The 19,738-nt window shown below is 46.1% G+C and carries 20 protein-coding genes; 6 read left to right on the top strand and 14 right to left on the bottom strand.

The features are described 5' to 3' along the window. Positions 1-310: 310 nt before the first annotated feature. The 3 genes from J7529_RS12590 to J7529_RS12580 all read right to left on the bottom strand — a co-directional run bounded on the left by J7529_RS12590 (position 311) and on the right by J7529_RS12580 (position 2,438). Positions 311-559: a transposase gene (locus J7529_RS12590; RefSeq protein WP_318729241.1), complete on the bottom strand. Its 249-nt coding sequence runs from the start codon at positions 557-559 to the stop codon at positions 311-313. 383 nt (positions 560-942) lie between these two features. After that, complete coding sequence (gene mraY, locus J7529_RS12585; protein ID WP_318729240.1) at positions 943-2,031, bottom strand: phospho-N-acetylmuramoyl-pentapeptide-transferase; 1,089 nt, start codon at positions 2,029-2,031, stop codon at positions 943-945. A gap of 155 nt (positions 2,032-2,186) precedes the next feature. Beyond that, positions 2,187-2,438, bottom strand: a complete 252-nt coding sequence (locus J7529_RS12580; protein ID WP_318729239.1) for a DUF3134 domain-containing protein — start codon at positions 2,436-2,438, stop codon at positions 2,187-2,189. A gap of 126 nt (positions 2,439-2,564) precedes the next feature. On the opposite strand from J7529_RS12580, the gene J7529_RS12575 reads away from it, so the two are divergent. From J7529_RS12575 to J7529_RS12560, 4 genes are all read left to right on the top strand, one after another. Continuing rightward, a complete protein-coding gene (locus J7529_RS12575) occupies positions 2,565-3,149 on the top strand; it encodes a PAP/fibrillin family protein (protein WP_271937770.1) in 585 nt (194 codons plus the stop codon). Positions 3,150-3,187: 38 nt separating this feature from the next. Next, the gene (locus J7529_RS12570; RefSeq protein WP_318729238.1) at positions 3,188-4,009 is read left to right on the top strand and encodes a PD-(D/E)XK nuclease family protein; all 822 of its coding nucleotides are present in this window, start codon (positions 3,188-3,190) and stop codon (positions 4,007-4,009) included. Between the two features lie 102 nt (positions 4,010-4,111). Beyond that, positions 4,112-4,918 (top strand): prohibitin family protein, encoded by an 807-nt coding sequence (locus J7529_RS12565; RefSeq protein ID WP_278003004.1) that lies wholly within the window; start codon positions 4,112-4,114, stop codon positions 4,916-4,918. Between the two features lie 148 nt (positions 4,919-5,066). Then, the gene (locus tag J7529_RS12560) at positions 5,067-6,047 is read left to right on the top strand and encodes a GAF domain-containing protein (RefSeq protein WP_318729237.1); all 981 of its coding nucleotides are present in this window, start codon (positions 5,067-5,069) and stop codon (positions 6,045-6,047) included. A 97-nt stretch (positions 6,048-6,144) separates the two neighbouring features. Here J7529_RS12560 and J7529_RS12555 read toward each other — a convergent pair whose 3' ends face one another. Continuing rightward, on the bottom strand, positions 6,145-6,723 hold the full coding sequence (locus J7529_RS12555) for a hypothetical protein (RefSeq protein WP_318729236.1): 579 nt from the start codon (positions 6,721-6,723) through the stop codon (positions 6,145-6,147). Positions 6,724-6,783: 60 nt separating this feature from the next. Between J7529_RS12555 and J7529_RS12550 the strand changes: the two genes are divergently transcribed. Next, the gene (locus J7529_RS12550; RefSeq protein ID WP_318729235.1) at positions 6,784-7,662 is read left to right on the top strand and encodes a hypothetical protein; all 879 of its coding nucleotides are present in this window, start codon (positions 6,784-6,786) and stop codon (positions 7,660-7,662) included. 227 nt (positions 7,663-7,889) lie between these two features. Here the strand turns inward: J7529_RS12550 and J7529_RS12545 are convergent, their stop codons facing one another. From J7529_RS12545 to J7529_RS12535, 3 genes are all read right to left on the bottom strand, one after another. Continuing rightward, positions 7,890-10,199 carry a CHAT domain-containing tetratricopeptide repeat protein gene (locus J7529_RS12545; protein WP_318729234.1) on the bottom strand — a complete coding sequence of 770 codons (2,310 nt, stop codon included), beginning with the start codon at positions 10,197-10,199 and terminating at the stop codon, positions 7,890-7,892. Between the two features lie 33 nt (positions 10,200-10,232). Beyond that, on the bottom strand, positions 10,233-10,391 hold the full coding sequence (locus J7529_RS12540) for a hypothetical protein (protein WP_318729233.1): 159 nt from the start codon (positions 10,389-10,391) through the stop codon (positions 10,233-10,235). A 197-nt stretch (positions 10,392-10,588) separates the two neighbouring features. Then, entirely contained in the window at positions 10,589-11,107 is a 519-nt protein-coding gene (locus tag J7529_RS12535; RefSeq protein ID WP_318729232.1) for a DUF29 domain-containing protein, read from the bottom strand. 336 nt (positions 11,108-11,443) lie between these two features. Here J7529_RS12535 and J7529_RS12530 point away from each other — a divergent pair, with 336 nt between their 5' ends. Further along, entirely contained in the window at positions 11,444-11,815 is a 372-nt protein-coding gene (locus tag J7529_RS12530) for a hypothetical protein (RefSeq protein WP_318729231.1), read from the top strand. Positions 11,816-11,909: 94 nt separating this feature from the next. On the opposite strand, the gene J7529_RS12525 is transcribed toward J7529_RS12530, so the two are convergent. The 7 genes from J7529_RS12525 to hoxE form a co-directional block, all read right to left on the bottom strand. Further along, a complete protein-coding gene (locus tag J7529_RS12525; RefSeq protein ID WP_271937765.1) occupies positions 11,910-13,340 on the bottom strand; it encodes a Ni/Fe hydrogenase subunit alpha in 1,431 nt (476 codons plus the stop codon). A gap of 109 nt (positions 13,341-13,449) precedes the next feature. Next, entirely contained in the window at positions 13,450-13,998 is a 549-nt protein-coding gene (locus J7529_RS12520; protein WP_271937764.1) for an oxidoreductase, read from the bottom strand. 17 nt (positions 13,999-14,015) lie between these two features. Beyond that, complete coding sequence (locus tag J7529_RS12515; RefSeq protein WP_318729230.1) at positions 14,016-14,507, bottom strand: hypothetical protein; 492 nt, start codon at positions 14,505-14,507, stop codon at positions 14,016-14,018. 6 nt (positions 14,508-14,513) lie between these two features. Continuing rightward, positions 14,514-15,230, bottom strand: coding sequence for a bidirectional hydrogenase complex protein HoxU (gene hoxU, locus J7529_RS12510; protein ID WP_271937762.1), 717 nt, complete (start codon positions 15,228-15,230; stop codon positions 14,514-14,516). A 115-nt stretch (positions 15,231-15,345) separates the two neighbouring features. Next, complete coding sequence (gene hcp / locus J7529_RS12505) at positions 15,346-16,989, bottom strand: hydroxylamine reductase (protein WP_318729229.1); 1,644 nt, start codon at positions 16,987-16,989, stop codon at positions 15,346-15,348. A gap of 55 nt (positions 16,990-17,044) precedes the next feature. Then, positions 17,045-18,658: a NuoF family protein gene (locus J7529_RS12500; protein WP_318729228.1), complete on the bottom strand. Its 1,614-nt coding sequence runs from the start codon at positions 18,656-18,658 to the stop codon at positions 17,045-17,047. 109 nt (positions 18,659-18,767) lie between these two features. Further along, positions 18,768-19,292 carry a bidirectional hydrogenase complex protein HoxE gene (gene hoxE / locus J7529_RS12495; RefSeq protein ID WP_318729227.1) on the bottom strand — a complete coding sequence of 175 codons (525 nt, stop codon included), beginning with the start codon at positions 19,290-19,292 and terminating at the stop codon, positions 18,768-18,770. Between the last annotated feature and the right edge of the window lie 446 nt (positions 19,293-19,738).

Raw genomic sequence — 19,738 nt, 5'->3', positions numbered from 1 at the left:
TCCCCTTAGACTTGGCGGCTGGAGAAGAAGCTCCTGTAGCTTTAACTGCTCCTGCTATCAACGGTTAATTCCAGTTTTTTAATCAACTGATTTAATCTAAAAAAACGCTCTCCGCAAGGGGGGCGTTTTTTTTGGCTTGCTATAATCTCATTAGCCGTCAATCGTTAAGGCCATGGATATCGAACAATTATGGGCACTCTATATAGCGTTTCTCTATTCTATGAGGTACAGCTTGAAGCCTTAGAACCGAAGCCATACAAGCTATTACCTATTGCCTATTGCCTAGCGCGAAGCGCTATAGTCATTCCAATTAAGTTCCGTACAGTTTAACGATCTCATCGAGAGTCGTACCAGGCTGGGCATAAATCCTCTGCTTTTTGAGAATAGCAAAATCTGCTTCGATAGGACTATACTCAGGTGAAGAAGCTGGTAAAAACAGAACCGGGTGTCCGTGAGTTTTGGCAATCGCTCGAATATCTCCTTGCTTGTGAAAGGCAGCATTGTCCATAATTAGCAGGCTCTTAGGATTGAGTTCTGGTAGTAGATGATGTTCTGCCAATGGTTAAAAAACACGGCATTGGTTGTTCGTGTGAATAAAACGGGGGCTAATAGTTTTGAGCCTCTCCTACCAGCAATCAAGTACGTGTGCTGACGGGGTTTGCCGTCGCGTTCTCCATAAACTTTTTTCCCTTTTTCTGCCCACCCATAAGGAAGAAATGTGGTTTGAGTAAAGCCGGATGGCATATGAGTGAGAAGGTTATACTACCAGAAGGGCTAGATTTGCTCTTTCTACCTTCCCATTCTCCCGAATTACAACCAGCCGAGAGATTGTAATCTGTTGTCAAAGTGTACTGAAGCAGCCGGGAAGGATTCGAGAGTTGACCAATTTTCAATAGCTAAAGGGGCGATCGCCGTTCGATCTATAAACACTGACAGGATGACCTAGAAGTAACTGAGAATGGCAAGGATACCAACAAAGCCATAAAATACGCCAACCACTTGGGTTTCTGACCATCCAGAGAGTTCAAGATGATGGTGTAGAGGAGCCATTTTCAGAATCCGTTTACCGATACCGTCGGGTCCTTTGGTGGCTTTGTAGTAGCTCACTTGTAAGATAACGGAGAGGGCTTCGATGACAAAGAGACCGCTGAGAATTAATAAGCTCCAGATGTTACCGCTAATGAGGGCGATCGCCGCTAAACCGCCGCCAAGAGCCATAGAACCCGTATCTCCCATAAATACTTGGGCAGGGTTGCGGTTGTAGACTAAGAAACCAATACAACTGCCACTGATGGCAGCGCAGAGGATCATTAAACTGGGAGCAGTAGGTGCTAGCAAAACACCGAGGGCTAAAAAGGCGATCGCGCAAGTTCCTCCCGCTAAACCGTCTAAACCATCTGTGAGGTTCACCGCATTACTTTCAGAAACTAGGGCAAAAGCTGCTATCGGCCAAAAGACAAAACCCAGAGGCAGGCTAACCGCTCCAAATAGAGCCACTGTGGTCAGATCTCCGGGTTGCGTCAAGAGCATCCACAGGCAAAAAACAACCGCCAATAGGGTTTGTAGGATCAGCTTCATCCGAGGAGAAATCCCCTTATTGGAGCGGCGGCGGAGAATTTGCCAATCATCAATCCACCCGATCATTCCATAGCCTAAGATAACAAGGGAAACGATTAGAACCAGGCGATCGCCACCCGAAGCCACCAGCGCCACCAGAACTGCCACCGGAATAAAAAAGATCCCTCCCATAGTTGGAGTGCCCGCTTTCTTCAAATGGTCTTGCGGCCCATCTTCGCGGATAATTTGGCCAGCTTTAATCTTCCTTAACGTCGGTACAGCCCAAGCCCCCATGAGGGCAGTCAGTAGGAACCCGCTCCAGAAGGGCAGACTCAGGGAAAACCAACCCTGGGATAATTGGTTCATCTGTAGATCTAACGTTAAAGCCGTCAGTCCCAGACCGACCAGTAAGATTAAAAATAGACGGGTTCCCCAGGGAAAGGAAAACCCCCCAAAGCTAAGTTTCGCGTCCACAGTTTTTCCTCACATTCACACTCAAAAAAACACTCAATCTAGAGTTACAGCAATTTTCACCTTAGAAAAGGGGGCAGTAAAAGTCCCCCGATCTTCGGGGGATTTAGGGGGATTGTTCTGACTGTACCTCATGACATCACAAAGTGCTGTATCGCTTACTCATCCTCGACGGAATCATCATCGTCATCATAGTTATCGTCTCCTCCCTCAATCAGTTCGAGTTCAGAGATATCCACATCATTATCTACAAACTCTTGCTCTTGGGGATCGCGGGCAGACATGCGTCCGGTTTTTTCCAACCAGTCTACTAGGGACTCGGTTTGAGGAGAAGGAAGAATAGGAGCCAGTTGAGAACGAGGGGTTTCTCGCAAGGAGGGGTTTTTGATCGGTACAAATTTGGCAGACATGGCTGAGAGAATAGGAAAATCCAATTGGTGATACTCATCTCTTTTGAGTTTATCAGGATTCTGGAAAGCCAGTTGTTAGCATAAGCATAGCTGTTAATTGTATAGGTCATTCACTTAGGGGGAATTATGATTGGTAAAGACCGTTTGTTAGAAGCGATCGCCGGCACAAATCGGGGTATATTGGCTTCAGCCACTGAAAAACAGGCTATTTTGTCCTATGTGGTGCAACTCGAAGAGCGCAATCCCAACCCTCGCCCAACTGAATTTCCGGAACTTCTGAGTGGCGACTGGCGTTTGCTGTATACCACCAGTGCAGAGTTGTTGAATATTGATCGCATTCCCCTGTATCAGTTGGGCCAAATCTATCAATGTATTCGGGCTGATGAGCAGGCGGTTTATAATATTGGTGAACTCGATGGTTTACCTTATTTAGACTCTCTCGTAAGTGTTCGGGCCAGTTTCTCCGTAGTCAATGAGCGACGGGTAAATGTGCGCTTTAATCGAGGAATTTTCGGCCTGCAACGGGTTTTGGGTTATGAATCTCCCTCACAGATAATTGAGAAAATACAAGAGAGCGCCACCTTCTGGCCGTTTGATTTCCCCATTAGTGAGGAAAATCAAAAAGGTTGGTTAGATATTACCTATTTAGATCAAGATTTACGCATTAATCGTGGCAATAAGGAGAGTGTATTTGTGCTAGCTCGATGTTAGCGTGCTACGGGCTGGGAAGGGGTAATGAATAATAGGTGATGGAAATGATGGAGCAGTTGAGCTTGCGCCTCTCTCAAGGTCATTTAAATATTTTGAGTACCTGTGGGCGTAAATTTCAGTATATCTTTTTGGAAAAAATTCCTTATGTTGTTCCTGTGGAGCAACAGGAAAAATCTGAATGGGGAAGCCAGTTTCATTTGTTGATGCAACAGCGAGAATTAGGGTTACCCATTGAGGGGATTTTGGCGCGCGATCCTCAATTTAAACAGGGTTTAGAACGATTAATGACTGCTTATCCGGGATTGTTTGCAGATGGGGGGAATTTTCGGGAAAGTGAACACCAGCGAACCCTGGAGTTTGAGGGGTATTGGCTGACAGTGATTTATGATTTATTGATTTGCCGATCGCACCAGGCGCAAATTATGGATTGGAAAACCTATCTGCAACCGCAAAATAGCGATCGCCTGAAACAGAATTGGCAAACCCGTCTTTATCCCTTTGTCTTAGCCAAAACCAGTCATTATCCCCCTGAACAGATTTCCATAACCTACTGGTTTGTCAAAGGTAAAAATTCGTTACATAATCGAGCAACTGCCCTCGAATTTAAGTATGATAACGGGCAACATGAACAAACAAAACTGGAATTAAGTAAACTTTTATGCCAACTCAACCAAGGGTTAAAGCACTATATCCAGGGACATGATTTTCCTCAAGTTCCAGTCACATCAAGTGAATGTACCCGATGTCCATTTGCGCGCCGATGCGATCGCCTCTCCTCTGATCAAGTGACAGAAGTTACGGTAGATTCTGAATTATGGTCTCTCCCTCCCCTAGACAGTATTCCAGAAATCCCCATTTAATAAGACGACCCATTAACCCTTCTCGATTATCCATTACCCATTCCCATTATGAAATCGCCTAATCCTTTTCCCTCAAACTCCCAATTCACCAATCCCCAATTGATGATTCCCGTATTAGGAGCATTTTTCCTCGTATTTATCAGTTTAATTTTTCGTCCTTTTGTCATCGTGAATGCTGGAGAAAGGGGCGTAGTCATGAAATTTGGCAAAGTCCAAGATGTCATATTAGACGAGGGGATTCATCCTATTATTCCAGTGATGACAACCGTACAAAGTCTCAGTGTACGAGTCCAGAAAAATGATGTCAATGCAGAAGCTTCTTCCCGTGATTTACAAGATGTGGGCATGGAAATTGCCATTAATTGGCATATCGATCCATCACGAGTGAATCGAGTCTTTCAACAAATTGGTAATCACGAACAAATCCTGATTCGGATTATTACGCCCTCGGTTTCCGAAGTCGTGAAAGCCGCAACCGCTAAGAAAAATGCCGAAGAAATCATTACTCGACGAACCGAATTAAAACAGGAAATCGATCAAGCTCTGAAGCAAAGAATTACATCCTATGGCATTTTGATTGATGATGTTTCCCTGGTTAATGTCTCCTTTTCACCAGAATTTTCCAAAGCCATTGAAGCCAAACAAATTGCCGAACAAGAAGCAAAGCGGGCAGACTTTGAAGCCTTGAAAGCAGAAAAAGAAGCCCAAGCGGAAATCAACCGCGCCAAAGGACAAGCCGAAGCGCAACGACTGCAACGACAAACCCTAACACCGATTTTGCTGCAAAAACTAGCCATTGAAAAATGGGATGGTCACTTTCCGACCGTTATGGGTGGCCAAGGTGCGCTACCCTTTATTAATCTATCACCGGAAACTTTAGCCACTCCAGCGCCAGCCCAAAATCCTTAAACCACAGTTTCCTACTATGAGGTAAACTATCGATGGGTTTTCCTTCAGTAGTTATTTTGGGGAAAGTCTTAAACATAGGGACTTTCGAGGAAGAAAAAGGTTTATCCATTACCAGCGCCCAGCGCGATAATTTCAGGACTAAGGAAAAATGAGCGATCGTCTAGACGAGAACCGAACCGCAGAACTCCATCATTTGCATCAAGAGATCCGGAATCTGAAACAGGATCAAAAAGCCTTTGAAGCTCAAAATGAACTGCTCCGCACATTTACAAATTTAATGCGGACTTCGACGGGTTCGTTGATGCTGCGATCGGTTCTACAACAAACCTTGAAAATCGCTATTCAGTTTACAGAAGCAGAAGAAGGGAGCTTATTTTTCTTAGATCCAAAAGGAACAGTAGTCGCCAGTGTATTAGCGCGGGGGGCAACCATTCGAGATCATAAACAGGCGATCATTGGTCAAGTCTTAGACAAAGGATTAGCGGGTTGGGTGAATCATCATCGAGAAATTGGTTTAATTACTGATACAAAAACCGACGATCGCTGGTTAACCCTTCCTGATGAGCCTTATTTGGTGCGTTCAGCATTAGGTGTGCCCATTTTTCGCTCTCAAACCCTTTTGGGAATTTTAACCCTCATGCATCCTGAACCGGGATATTTTACGGAAGATACCGCGAGTTTAATGGAGAAAACAGCCGAACAAATGGGGGTAGTGTTGGATAATGTCCGGCTTTATGTAGAATATCAAAAACTGGAGCGTCCTTCTTCTATACCAGAGAAGAGTGCTGAAGAACCCTCCCACGAAGAAGACTCCTTAGACAAGTTAGGATTCTATATGCTCACGGAACGGGGAAAGTTTGTGTATGCGAATCGGCAGTTAGCTAATCTATTTGGCTATCGATTTGCAGAATTAGTCGGTTTAGAGTCATTTCTGGATTTAATGGCAGTGGAAAGTAGGCGCTCTGTGTTCGATCAAATTCACGAGTGTTTTCAGGGCGATCGCAAGCGGTTAACCTATCAGGGTAAGGGTCGATGTAGTGATGGTAAGCTGATAGCGATCGATCTCTATGGAGAACGAACCAAACTCTATGGCAAGTTGGTCATTATTGGTGTAGTCCAGCAATGCTAGAGTAGGAGTTTTTAAACTCTTATAATTGTGATGCCATGCAATGCGGAGTTGCAAGTTTTGTTTCAATGCTAACCCTACATTTATCGATGGTTATCCGTTATTGGCTCAGATAGGGTTTGGCTTGTAAGGTAAACACATTTTGGGATGGATTATATTCTATCTGCTCGACTACATAGAGATGATCGTGAGCAACTTGGAGAATGCCGCGAATTCTGCCTCTAGACAGAAAGCTTAAATCGATCCGAAAATGGCCAATGTCCGGATCGAGTTTTTGAATCTGATTGGCAGGAATATCTAGAATTAAATGCTTTTTCTTTTCTGCACCCTCTTCTCCACGAATCACTAGCCTCCTTCCCTGTGTTTCCCAAATGTCTGAATCTGGATCGAATTGAACTGAAGATACAGTTTCCCAGTCTATCTCTCGACTCTGATTACTTCGTTCTAGAGTGATAGATTGTGGATTAATAGCGATCGCTCGTCCGGATAGAGTAGTTCCGTTTTTCAGGGCGATCCGGGCAACTTCAGGTAAGGCAACCGTAAGCTGTTGCTGGGTAGATTGGGCTTGGGCAATACTGGAGGTAAGAGCTATTTTGGAGGTGAATACAGGTAGGGAGAAGTTGGCATACCACAGGAGCGTACATCCAAGCAGAGAAGCTACCTTAATTACAGTTTTCATAGCGGCAGAAGAGCAATAAATCCTATAATACTCAGTATAGCTCGCCTCCAATAAACCATTGTGTCTAATCCCCCATCCCAGAATGAACCGAGCATTTTACGCCGATTTGCCAGTTTAATTGGCTTGCTGGGAGCTGCTTTGTTTTTTATAGGTTGGATTTATCGTTCGGTCTATTTTTTCCAGTTTAGCCTGGAATTGACGACGTTGGAATTGCCCGTCCAATCTTTTTTTATGGTTCCCATTCAAGTGATTTTAGGAGATACTGGTGCCATTATTCGGACGATCTTTGCGTTAGGGTTAACGATCAATGGTATTTATGTGACGTTATGGGGGATTAAAAAGTTAGGGAAACTGAATAAAGTGGTAAAAATTCGCTTGCCCTATCCTCGAAAGTCAAAGAGGCGATGGGTGCGATTTTTATGTCGCCAGATGCACTCTTTAATCACGTTTAATCCTCTGGATTTTGATTCGATTAAGTTTCTGCGCTCCTTGGTTGATGAAACGGTGATTGTGGCTTGGGTATTATTGATTTTATTTCACTTAGCCCAAAGTCAGGCGATCGCCGATGTCAAACGAGATATTGGCCCCAATTCTACCTTACCCGTTGTCACACTGATTACACCAGAAGATCAACTTCCCCTCGGTAGACTGCTGGAGGATGAATTTATTGACCCCTCTGTGCAAGGCTTTCGCTTTTTCGGCGATTATCAGGCGTTCAAGAATATTCTGGCTAAAGAAAATACAGATATTGGCGGCAGGCAACCCAGAGTTTGGCGCTTGCTTCTAGAGCGAGATGGTTGGATTTATTTGATTGACAGTTCTCTAGAAGAGCCTCAAACCGGAAAAGTCCCTCCTGTCGTTGCCATTCAGAAAAGTATTCACGGCGATCAACTCATGATCCTCAATCCTACATTTTATGGCGATATCAAATCTGAATAATCAGTGACAGTATGTCATTGCGAACGGAACGCAGTGGAGTGAAGCAATCTCATAATCTCGCTAGTGTTGGCGATCGCTTCATTTCGCTTCGCTCCATTCGCAATGATATCAAGTCTGGTTGAACAATTGTCATGGTGATTGCAGGGAAGCGATCGCCATGATTTGGAGATTGTAGAGATTGCTTCATTCCGCTTCGCTTCATTCGCAATGACTGAATTATGACTCATCTAACGGGGATCGCCGATGAGGATAAACGGTGACCAGAAAAAGGGATGTCTGTTAATCTGATTGAGCTTCGCTTTTCGTAACGCTTCCCCTTGGGTCATGCCTTCCTGGACATACTGGTAAAAATCGCTCATTAACCGTTGCGTAGATTCATCCGCTACATTCCATAAACTAGCCATCACCGCTTGCGCTCCCGCCCGTTCAAACAGGTAAGCGACTCCAGAAATCAAATTTCCCTCTACATCGGCTTCGCGGGCTGTTTCGCAGGCGCTGAGGGCAATCAGTCGGGTGTGGTTCAACCCCAGTAAAGCGGCATCGGTGATGGGCCACTGGGTATTATTGGCGAACAGGAGGGTATTGGCTGCCATTTGTAGCGATTCACACCCGTTGGCGTTAAAACAGCCGTGGGTCGCCAGATGGAGGAAGGCGAACTTGGGCGCTTGGGTTTTGAACTGGTCTAGGGTTGCGCCGTGATTCAGGTAAGCTTGACTGTTGGGAAACAGTTGGGTAATGGTGTTGACTTCTGCCTCCGCTCCGGGTAGATGTTGCGGAGGGTGCGGAACCGGGTTACCGAAAGCCAGAATAGCATTAGATTTGGCGATCGGTTGGCGGTTGGGGGGCGTTTTCGAGAGGCGAGTCAGGTAGTTGATGGGGTATTTTTCGATTAACTGTTCGTCGCTTTCTTCGTCGTAGAGGGTTTCAAAGGGGAGATAGCGCAGTTGTCCGGTGGCAATGATGCTCAGGTTTTGCGGTTGATAGGCGTTGATTTGGCTTTCGATGGGACGGATGAGAAGGTTGTAGAGTTGGGCGCTGGTATCGATGTACGTGGTATCTTCTGGAGTTTGCAGTTGTTCCAGGTATTGGTCGAGGAGTCGGTTAAATTCCTCCACATCCAGGGAGGTTTGCACCACCTGGAAACTATCGCGGGTGAGCAGAAACAGGGCTAGGGTATTGGGAGTATTACGAGCATTGGCTAGGGGAACCGGTTGCAGGACAAGGGTTCCTTCCGGGATGGTGGCTTGGAGTTGTTCAATGTCGGTGGGAGTGGTTTCAAAAATATCGGCCACTTCCGGGAACTGTTGGGCACTTCTTTCTCCCAGTTCCATATTTTCCGTCTGTAGGTCACCGATGCGGCGCGAAAGTTCATCGGAGGGGTTGAGTTGCAGTTGTCGTCTCAGGCTTTCGATTTGTTGCCAGCGTTGATTATATTGGTCGATACGTGCTTGAGCTTCGGGGTTTTCGACTTTCGCACCGAGGAGGCGAGTATAGTCAGCGAGTTCGTAGGTGGTGACGCGGTTTATCCAAGTAAAGGCTTGTTTGGGTTCGTTTTGTTGAATGAGCAGGGAGGTTAGACCAATGGCTGGGCCTCGGTTAGTTTCGATGAAGCTTTTCCGATCTTCTTGTTTGAGGTTGCTGCGAAGCGTGAGGGTAATTTCTAGGGATTGTTCCCAGTATTCAATTGCTTTTTCAGGTTGATTGGTATCTCGGTAAAATACAGCAATGTTGCTCAATGCCCTTACCTCTCCCCCTCGGTCTTGGACTTCTCGGATAATAGGTAAAGCTTGTTCCAAATAATCTATTGCCTGTTGGGGTTCACCAATGCTGTAGTAAACTCCCCCCAGATTATTTAAAGTCGTCGCCTCTCCACTTCTATTTTTTATAACCCGAAGGATAGGTAAGGCTTGTTCCAAATACTCTATTGCCTGTTGGGGTTCGCCGATGCGGTTGTAAACTCCCCCCAAATTATTTAATGTCGTCGCCTCTCCATGTTGGTATTGGATTGCCTGATGTATAGGTAATGCTTGCTGATAATAATTTATAGCCCGTTGCGGCTCACCGGTACTTTCATAAATTACTCCCAAATTATTTAAAGTCGTTGCCTCTCCCCTTCGGTCTTGTACGTCTCGGAGAATAGGTAAGGCTTGTTGGAAATATTCTAAGGCTTGTTGATAATACTCTATTGCTCGTTGTGGTTTACCGATTCTGTGGTAAGCTAACCCCAAATTCGTCAACGTCGCCGCCTCTCCTTCTCGGTCTTGCACAGCTTCGTAAATGGTCAAAGCTTTTTGATAACACTCCAAGGCTTGCTGTAGTTGAGCAATGTTGCTGTAAACTAACCCCAAATTATTTAACGTCTTTGCTTCTCCATGTTGATTTCTCACTGCTCGGAAAAGAGGTAATGCTTGTTGGTAGGATTCTATGGCAAATTGAGGTTTTCCTAGCTGATCGGCATTGTATCCAATTGCGAGCCATGCAATGGCTTCTACTTCATTAAGTTCTAACTGCTGCGAAATAGCCACAATTTGCTGCAAAACTTCTATAGCTTCTTGTGATTTTCCCTGTTGTTACAGCTTAGTAGCGTACTGAATTAACTGTTGTATTACTACCTCTCCTTCCTCCGCCGAAGGTTGCTGACTTTGCGCCCAACTGGGTTGCTCTCCCACCGTCACCATTACCGGAGTCATCCACACTCCCAGCGCTACCAGAGTTCCGACGATTCTCATATCAATTAATAATGAATAATTAACAATGATGGACTGGTTCTATTGTATCGAAATATTTAACCAAGAGTTAAAGCAAGGAACAAAGAAACCGGGTTTGTCGCTCCTCTCCATCGCAGATTGCATCTGTGGGCACAAACCCGGTTTCTAACCGCCCCCTGGGAGTAGAGTCTAATTGGGATAGGGGGATAAGGGCAAAGTTAAAGAGAATCAGTATCAAGCTTTTCTTCTGCTTCGTTTTCCGGCCAATAGTCCATATCTAGGGTTTCAGTTATGGAAAAGGGACACAGTTCTGGGAAATTATCGATGTTCATACCTGTTTCAATAGCAGCTCGCTGGCGTGCTTTGGCATAACAGCCCTCGAAAATTTGGTTAAAATAGTTTTTTAGGCTGGGGCTATCTCGAAAGGCTTTTTGAATGCGATCGCGATGTTCGTAGATAGTATAGCGCCAGCTATTCGTCTGCTTTTCGAGTTGATATTGATACTTGAGTAGGTGCATCAGTAGAATTTCCAAGTTACTCTCGATCGCCCGTTTCTCACTTTTCCCCATGTCTTCAAGCTCTTCTGCCAGATGCTCCAGATCGATGCGATCGAGTTGGCGATCGCGCAATAATTGTGACGTAGTTTCCAGCCACAGATAATAATCGCGATCGTAGAGATTGGAGAGGAGAGTGCGATCGCGCCAGTGATGCGGAGCATTATCGGTTAAGGCTTCCATAAGGCTTGTGCTGTTGCATTTTTCGCTACTTTAGCACAGATTAAGGCTGGTTACTGTGGCAATGATCTCAAAATCGCGGTCATTGTGAATTAACCGTTAAGTGATGGGCGAAACATAGCGCTTTCAAGAACGTCTTCCCAAAAATGCTAGTGCAGTAAAAATCTACGATCTTCCCAATGGAGGTAAAGCCTTTCTCGCTGATGTTCCTGCTAGAAATATTCCCGGTTCTTTTGCCACCTATGAAAAACAAGTAGACTCGACAGGAACAACCCTTTTCTATACGAAAACCACCTATGCACCCGATGGTAGTATTGTTCACGTTAAACAAAAATACCCATGAAAACTCGAACTGAATTGCTTAATGCCCTATTAAACTTCAACCAACCCCTCGGTGAAATTGTGCCCTATCTTCATGACTTTGGATGGGATAGCGATACCCCTCTTGTTGTCCTCAACTGTCAACATTTATGCTCCATTCTACAACGCTATCTCGATCGTAAACTCTCTGCCGAAGATCTAGAAGATTGGGCAAATACCATTGAAGGACGAGAGGATATTACCTATGATGATGAACATGAAGAATTACTAAAAAACCTAATCTTTGAACTGGCTAATCCTTGGCTCGCGTCTCCTCTTTCTGTACCACTTGTCCAAGATTGGCTGGAAAAATTGAACCGTTCGCCGATCGCCAACTTGGAGCATGTTTAGAGATGAAAAGAAACCGGGTTTCTCCCCACAGATGCACCCTGCAATGGAGAGGAGCCAGAAACCCGGTTTCTAATCCTATGGCGATCGCTAGAATTTAATCCCGATAAAGCTGGTGTGCAATACTACCATCGGGGCGCACTAACTCTAGATGCAACGGCATTTGTCCTATGGCATGAGTCGAGCAGCTCAGACAGGGATCGTAGGCGCGAATACCGGCTTCTGTACGGTTGAGCATGGCTTCAGGAATCTCATTGCCGTGGATATAATGTTTGGCAATTTGAGTCACGGTTTTATTCATCGCCAGGTTATTTTGACCGGTGGCAATAATCAGGTTAACTTTCTCAATTAATCCCTGTTCATCCACTTTATAGTGATGGAAAAGGGTTCCTCTCGGCGCTTCGCTGACTCCAATTCCTTCTAGGTTATTAATGCCTCCAGTGGCGCGAACGCGGGACGAAACCACATCAGGATCGTCTACTAATTGTTCTAAGCGCTCCAGACACGCCATGATTTCAATCAACCGAGCATAGTGGTAGTAGAAGGAAGAAGTCGCAACCCGTCCGCCCGCGCGATCGCGCATTTCTTGTAATTCTCGGTCTGCATTCGGTGTTCCCACGCGATCGCACACATTCAACCGCGCTAAGGGACCGACGCGATAGATACCATCGGGATATCCTAGAGGTTTATAGTAGGGGAATTTCAAATACGACCAATTTTCCACTGCTTCGCCGATAAAGTCTTGATAATTATCCTCGCTCAAATGATCGGCAACGATATTCCCCTCGCTGTCAATAAAGCGCAGATGACCGCCATAATGTTCCCAACTGCCATCAGCTCCAACTAAGCCCATAAATAAGGAGGAGAACTTACCAAAAACTTCGGCTTCTGTGGTTAACTCACTATCCAATAACCGCTTAAACAGAGCTAGAGCTTTCTCCGTCACTGCGCGCGACTCTGGTAGACGCTCCTTGATCCAAGCGCGACCTTCGTCTGAAAGTGGAGATCGCACTCCACCCGGAACTGCCCAGGCTGAATGAATTTTCCTCGCGCCTAACAGTTCAATAATCGTTTGTCCAAACTGCCGCAGGCGAATTCCTTCCCGTGCCAACTCTGGATCGGCTGCAATTAAGCCAAATACATTTCGAGTTGCTGGATCGCTCTCCCATCCCAGCAGAAAATCGGGACTACTGAGATGGAAAAAGCTCAAAGCATGGGATTGAGTCAACTGAGCTAAATTCATCATTCGCCGCAGTTTTTCCCCTCCCGGAGGCACTTGTACAGCTAATATTTTATCTCCAGTTTTGGCAGCAGCTAACAGGTGACTGACCGGACAAATTCCACAGATTCGGGCGGTAATGCCAGCCATTTCAAACATGGGTCGCCCTTCACAGAATTTCTCAAATCCGCGAAATTCAACAACATGAAACTGGGCATTTTCTACTTCTCCCGCATCATCTAAGAAGATAGAAATTTTGGCATGACCTTCAATACGGGTTACGGGATCGATAACAACTTTTTTACTCATTTTGGCGTTCTCCTTTATTGGTTTTGAGGTGGGAATGAATGGGGTTGGGGCGGGTTTGCACAAACCTAGTGAAACCTGCCCTTACGGGTTTTTAGCGAGGATGGATGGGTTAGCCAAATTTAATCATTTCCCGTCCTTCCATGGTTGGAGTTTGCCCTTCTAATAAAGGCGCGATCGCTGCTTTAATCCGATCGGCTGGGGGGGGACATCCGGGAATAAACAAATCCACTTTAATCGTTTCATGAAGCGGGCGGACTTTATCGAGTAATTCCGGCACAATGCCCGGCTCATTGGGCAATTGGGGCGTGGTATCTCCCAGTTCCAAATAACAGCGTTTTAATACCGGTTCCGTTCCTCCTAGCATATTCCGCATGGCGGGAACATTAGCCGTCACGGCACAATCTCCAAAGGAAATCACGGTTTTCGTTCTCTCGCGAACTTTTAGGGCAAGTTCTAAGTTTTCCTCATTGGCGATCGCCCCTTCGACTAAACAGACATCTACATTTTCTGGATATTCCTTAATATCTGAGCCGACGGGAGAGTAAACTACATCGACTTTTTCTGCTACATCAAATAGGAATTCATCTAAGTCCAAAAAGGACATATGGCAGCCCGAACATCCCGCCAGCCAAACCGTTGCCATTCTAATCTTTGCCATGGTGTTCTCTCCTAGTTTTAGTTTCCATTCAATAGGTACTGTGCTTGTTTCTCTAGAATTTCGTGAAACTTAACTCCCCTCCATTCATCCAATAATTCAGCGATCGCGTCTAAGGACTCGAAATTACCGGAAGCCAATATGCTGCTTGCTTGTTGTCCTTGGAGCATAGCAACTAACAGGCTACAAAAGTCTCGGACTCCAAATCCAATTGGAGACTCTTTAACTCTCCAATTATCGACTGTACTTGCATAGCCAAATACGGCATTGACAGCCATTTGAATTGACTCTTTATAGATCATCAAAAAGCGTACAAAACCATTCACATCTTGAGCAAGATCGCAGAGTCTATCTACAGATTCATAAGGAATACTAGAGTATTCTGCATGATGAGAGCCAAGAGATTCACAACTCTCCAGAACTTCTAAGAACTGCTGTTCGATTAATTCTGATTTGGATAAACTCGCTGTTACATCAAGGGGTTGAGTCATGATTTTGCTACCTTGAGCCATTGATGATTATCTCGTCCATTGGTGCTTAGTCCGAGCAGTGACGAGGAACTCCAGTTTTTCGCGATCGCTTTCTTTCTCTGCGGTAGTAGTTCCCTTGCGGAAAATTGACCCCGTAGGACAAGCATTGACACATTTACCACAGGAGGTACAAGCACTGACTTCACCCCAAGGTTGATTTAAACCTGAGATGATTTTTGAGGTTCCCCCGCGTCCAGAAACATCCCAAACATGGGCCCCTTCAATCTGATCGCAGACTCGCACGCAGCGAGTACAGAGAATACACCGGTTGTGGTCGATACCAAATTGGGGATGGGACACATCAACTTCGCGGTTGGGGAAGCGATATTCAAAGCGGGAATGATCCATACCGACGGCGATCGCCACATCCTGAAGTTCGCAGTTGCCATTAGCGACACAAAAGGCACAAAAGTGATTGCCTTCAGAAAACAGTAGTTCAACCGTCATCCGCCGATAGTCTTGCAGTTTTGCCGTTTGCGTTTGCACTTCCATGCCTTCAGAAACCTCAGTGACGCAAGCCGGCAGTAACTTCGGAATGCCAGTAACTTCGACTAAACAGAGGCGACAAGCCCCCACATCAGAGATGCCATCTAAGTGACACAGGGTTGGGATCTCAACCCCGGCTTCTTTGGCTGCCTCTAAAAGCGTGGAGCCTTCTTCAATGGCAACATCAATTCCATCAATAGTTAGGGTTTTTACAGACATAGTGTTCTCCAAAATTAGGGAATGGGGAATGGGGAATAGGGAATCGGGAATAGGGAACAGGCAATAGGCAATCAGTTGATCTCCCCATCCCCCTATCTCCCTATCTCCCTATCTCTTACACGGCTAAACAAGCGGCTAGATCGGCTTCTGGGGTAGAAATCGGTTGCAAGTTATAGGTCTCGGAGAGCAACTTAAACACATTGGGAGTTAAGAACGCGGGCAGAGTTGGCCCTAGGCGGATGTCTTTAATTCCCAAATGGAGTAAGGTGAGTAAAATGGCGATCGCCTTTTGCTCGTACCAAGACAGCACCATAGATAAGGGCAGTTCGTTCACATCCATCTCAAAAGCATTCGCTAGACCCAGAGCAATTTGAATCGCAGAATAGGCATCATTACATTGCCCCACATCCAATAAGCGCGGAATCCCTCCAATGGTTCCCAATTGCTGATCAAAGAAGCGGAATTTTCCACAAGCGAGCGTCAAGACTACGCAATCTTGGGGCACTTTTTCCACAAATTCCGTATAGTAGTTGCGATCGGGTTTCGCACCATCACACCCCCCCACCAGGAAGAAATGGCGAATTTTACCCTGTTTAACTGCATCAATAATGGTCTCACTCACGCTTAAGACCGCATTGCGAGCAAAGCCGGTCATCACCTGGCGAGGTTCAGTTTCTTCAGTAAACCCTTCCATGGTTTTTGCCCTGGAAATCACCAAACTATAATCCACAGTGTCATCAAGGGTGGGTAAATGGATAATTCCGGGAAAACCAACCGGCCCAACCGTGTATAGATGCTCTTCATAAGTCTCATGGGGAGGCATCAGGCAGTTGGTCGTAATAACAACCGGGCCGGGAAATTTGGCAAAGTCGCGGGTTTGATTTTGCCAAGCTTTACCATAGTGACCATACAGATGGGGATAGCGCTCTTTGAGCTGGGGATACCCATGGGCTGGAAGTAGCTCGCCATGGGTGTAAACCGTAATACCACTGTCTAGGGTTTGTTCGAGTAGAGCCGCGAGTTGCTTAATGTCATGACCTGAAACCAGGATCGCCTTGCCTGGTCTGGGGTTAAGGGGTACGGTAGTCGGTACGGGATGACCATAGGTTTCGGTATGACCCGCATCTAAGCAAGCCATAGCTTTCAGGTTCATTTCTCCTATTTTCAGCGCTAAGGCCACCCACTCCTCTAAGGTCAAATTGTCTTGATCGACTGCATGTAAAGCTTGATGGCAGAACTGGTAAATATCGGGGTCTTCTTGACCGAGTTCGTAGGCATGGAAGGCATAGGAAGCCATACCTTTGGCTCCATAGAGTACCAGCAACTTCAGGGCAAAGATATCGGGGTTGCCCTTGGCTGACTCTAGCAAGCGAGCAGTAAGGTTTTCCCCCTGTTCGGCTAAACTTTCCGTAAAGTCAGGTTGATAGTGGGCAATTTCGGGCCACTCAATGCTTATAGATTGGGCAATTTGAACTTTCAGATCTTCCCGCAGGGCGATCGCATGACGAATTAAATTGGCAAAATAACGCTGGTCAAAGTTGACATTCGTCATCGTGGTAAACAGGCTCTCGCAGGTAAAGCGATCGACTTCTAAAATGGATAATCCCAGTTCTCCAGCTTTTAGAGCTACGGGGGCTAAACTTCTAAGGCAATAGACCAAGAGGTCTTGAACCCCATTCACGGCTGGACTTTTCCCACAAGCGCCCCATTGGTGACAACCTTGACCACTGGCGGTTTGTTCGCATTGTTCACAAAACATAATTGAATTTCACTCCTTATGAGGCAAAGCGAGAATAACTAAATGGAGGGAGGATTTAAGCCTTAACAGCTAAGAACTCCTCATACTCAGATTTGAAATAGCGCAACGTACTCAACACCGGGTTGGGCGCACTCATTCCTAACCCGCATAAGCTGGTTACACGCACCATCTGACAAAGATTTTCTAGGTTTTCCAAGTCTGCAAGGGTTCCCTTTCCTTTAATGACTTTGGTCAACAGTTCGTACATCTGCACGGTTCCGGTGCGACAGGGAATGCATTTACCACAAGATTCTTCCTGGCAAAATTCCATGTAAAATTGGGCCACCTGTACCATGTTGGTGGAGTCATCCATGACCACCATTCCTCCTGAACCCATCATGGAACCGAGTTTGGTCAGAGAGTCATAGTCTACGGGGGTATCCATATATTCAGCCGGAATACAACCGCCAGAGGGACCACCGGTTTGCACTGCTTTCACTTTGCCGCCATCAGGGACTCCACCCCCCATCACTTCGACAATTTCTCGTAAGGTAATCCCCATGGGCACTTCAATTAGGCCGTTATTGCACACTTTTCCAGTGAGGGAGAAAATTTTGGTGCCTTTGCTTTTTTCTGTACCAATACCAGCAAACCAGTCTGAACCATTGCGGATAATGGGGGCAATGTTACCCAGGGTTTCTACGTTATTGATTAAGGTGGGTTCTCCCCAGAGTCCGGAAACAGCAGGATAGGGAGGACGGGGACGAGGGACTCCGCGTCCGCCATCGATGGAGGCGATGAGGGCGGTTTCTTCGCCGCAAACGAAGGCTCCTGCACCGACGCGAATGGCAATGTTAAAGTCAATTGACGAGCCGAGGATACCGGAGCCGAGGAAGCCTTGCCGTTTGGCTTGTCTGATGGCTTTTTCGAGGCGGGTAATGGCGAGGGGATATTCGGCGCGGACGTAGATGTAGCCTTGGTTGGCTCCGACGGCGTATCCGGCGATCGCCATTCCTTCTAAAATTCGATGAGGATCGCTCTCGAGTACAGAACGATCCATAAATGCGCCGGGGTCTCCTTCATCGGCGTTACAAATGACGTATTTTTGTCCAGAGGGCATTTTCGCCATGGTCGCCCACTTTAATCCGGTAGGATAACCTGCACCTCCCCGTCCCCGAAGTCCAGCTTTCGTAATTTCTGCGATTACCTCTTCTGGAGACATTTCATAGACGGCATGATACAGGGACTGATAGCCTCCCATGGCCAGGTATTCACCAATACTTTCTGGGTCAATTTTGCCGCTGTATTCACGCACAATGGGGAACTGACGACTGAAGAAGGGATGATTGGGATCACCTTGATTGGCAGTAACCGCTCCTCCCTTTAAGCCGTCAATAATAGAGGGCGCTTGCTCTGGAGTCACTTTTTCATAATAGAGTCCATCAGCCGCTTCTGAAGATTCCGAATCGATCTGAACAATGGGCCCTTGCCCACAAAATCCCATGCAGCCTACCCCAATAATCTGCACATCATCTTCCAAGCCTTGGTCTTTAACGGCTTGTTCCATGCCTTTCTTGACGGCTAAAGATTGAGCCGCTTGGCATCCGGTTGAGGTACAACAATGAACTCTGGTGGGTTTCTGGGCTTTTTTCTCCTGTTCGGCTAGGTCTTGCAGTTCGCTAAATTCCATAAGTGTTCTCCGTAATCATTATGTGTACCGGGGTGGGGGAATAGGGAATAGGGAATAGTTTCTATTTCACTGTGTCCCCGTGTCACCGTGTCACCGCGTCCCCCCTCCTCTACTCTTGCCAGCCTTTGATCCGCTCAATTACAGATTCTGGGGTTTGCTGGGCAGCCACTTGACCATCAAACACAACAGCAGGGGCGATGCCGCACGCTCCGATACACCTGGCAGTAACGAGAGAAACTTGTCCATCGGGGGTGGTTTCTCCAGAATGAACGCCCGTATGGTCTTCGAGGGCAGCTAAGACTTTATCTCCTCCTTTGACGTAGCAAGCTGTTCCCATACAAACGACGCAGGTATGAGTACCGGACGGTTTGAGGGAGAAGAGATGATAGAAGGTTGCGACTCCGTAGACTCGACTCAGGGGGAGTTTGAGGTTGCGGGCAATGTATTCTAGGACTTCTTCTTCAAGATAACCAAAGGCTCCTTGAGCTTTGTGCAGGATTTCAATCAGGGCATCTTGGCGATATTGATTGCGCTTCATGGTTACATCTAAGGCTTTGAAGCGTTTATCTTTGGCCGCAGGCTTGGCCGAGGCGTTTTTTTTGTCTGAGGTGGGAGGGGCGACTGAAGATTGCATAGTCTGTGTTGAATTTTGGGTGTTCTTAAGTTTCTATTGAAGCGCTAAATGGAGGAAAATTTTCATTTTTTTATAAAGATTTTCAGTAAAATCTAGATTCTTTTTGACAATATTTTTGTTGTTTAATCTTGGATTTAAGTGGGCTTAAGTTTTGAGGGGATTTCTATAAAATAATACTAAATTTAATGTCTGAATTTATGTTTTTATGAATTTTTGTAAAAGGGAAATCGATGAGGTGCGATCGCAATCTATAGCAGTGAAAGAGTTGATTAGGATAGTGAGGTTATGGTTTGAGGCAATAGGCAATAGGCAATAGGTAATAGAAAATGTCCTAACTCTCCCTTTCTCTGCTATAGATCGAAAGCCGAGTCACCTGACCTCAAGAAATGTAACGTTATGCGAAGATATATCTCGTCAGTTGAGTACATTGGGAAGATAATGCCATG

Origin of the sequence: Roseofilum sp. Guam (genome assembly GCF_017746735.1) — a bacterium.
Lineage (GTDB): Bacteria > Cyanobacteriota > Cyanobacteriia > Cyanobacteriales > Desertifilaceae > Roseofilum > Roseofilum reptotaenium.
This window is presented reverse-complemented; position numbering and strand designations above follow the sequence as displayed.

Excerpts from the sequence above, each read along its gene's own strand:
- J7529_RS12500 (WP_318729228.1), bottom strand. The coding sequence starts at position 18,658 with ATGGAATTTAGCGAACTGCAAGACCTAGCCGAACAGGAGAAAAAAGCC.
- hoxE (WP_318729227.1), bottom strand. The coding sequence starts at position 19,292 with ATGCAATCTTCAGTCGCCCCTCCCACCTCAGACAAAAAAAACGCCTCG.
- hoxU (WP_271937762.1), bottom strand. The coding sequence starts at position 15,230 with ATGTCTGTAAAAACCCTAACTATTGATGGAATTGATGTTGCCATTGAA.
- J7529_RS12555 (WP_318729236.1), bottom strand. The coding sequence starts at position 6,723 with ATGAAAACTGTAATTAAGGTAGCTTCTCTGCTTGGATGTACGCTCCTG.
- J7529_RS12520 (WP_271937764.1), bottom strand. The coding sequence starts at position 13,998 with ATGGCAAAGATTAGAATGGCAACGGTTTGGCTGGCGGGATGTTCGGGC.
- J7529_RS12575 (WP_271937770.1), top strand. The coding sequence starts at position 2,565 with ATGATTGGTAAAGACCGTTTGTTAGAAGCGATCGCCGGCACAAATCGG.
- J7529_RS12535 (WP_318729232.1), bottom strand. The coding sequence starts at position 11,107 with ATGGAAGCCTTAACCGATAATGCTCCGCATCACTGGCGCGATCGCACT.
- J7529_RS12530 (WP_318729231.1), top strand. The coding sequence starts at position 11,444 with ATGAAAACTCGAACTGAATTGCTTAATGCCCTATTAAACTTCAACCAA.
- hcp (WP_318729229.1), bottom strand. The coding sequence starts at position 16,989 with ATGTTTTGTGAACAATGCGAACAAACCGCCAGTGGTCAAGGTTGTCAC.
- J7529_RS12525 (WP_271937765.1), bottom strand. The coding sequence starts at position 13,340 with ATGAGTAAAAAAGTTGTTATCGATCCCGTAACCCGTATTGAAGGTCAT.
- J7529_RS12540 (WP_318729233.1), bottom strand. The coding sequence starts at position 10,391 with ATGAGAATCGTCGGAACTCTGGTAGCGCTGGGAGTGTGGATGACTCCG.
- J7529_RS12565 (WP_278003004.1), top strand. The coding sequence starts at position 4,112 with ATGATTCCCGTATTAGGAGCATTTTTCCTCGTATTTATCAGTTTAATT.
- J7529_RS12570 (WP_318729238.1), top strand. The coding sequence starts at position 3,188 with ATGGAAATGATGGAGCAGTTGAGCTTGCGCCTCTCTCAAGGTCATTTA.
- J7529_RS12515 (WP_318729230.1), bottom strand. The coding sequence starts at position 14,507 with ATGGCTCAAGGTAGCAAAATCATGACTCAACCCCTTGATGTAACAGCG.
- J7529_RS12580 (WP_318729239.1), bottom strand. The coding sequence starts at position 2,438 with ATGTCTGCCAAATTTGTACCGATCAAAAACCCCTCCTTGCGAGAAACC.
- J7529_RS12560 (WP_318729237.1), top strand. The coding sequence starts at position 5,067 with ATGAGCGATCGTCTAGACGAGAACCGAACCGCAGAACTCCATCATTTG.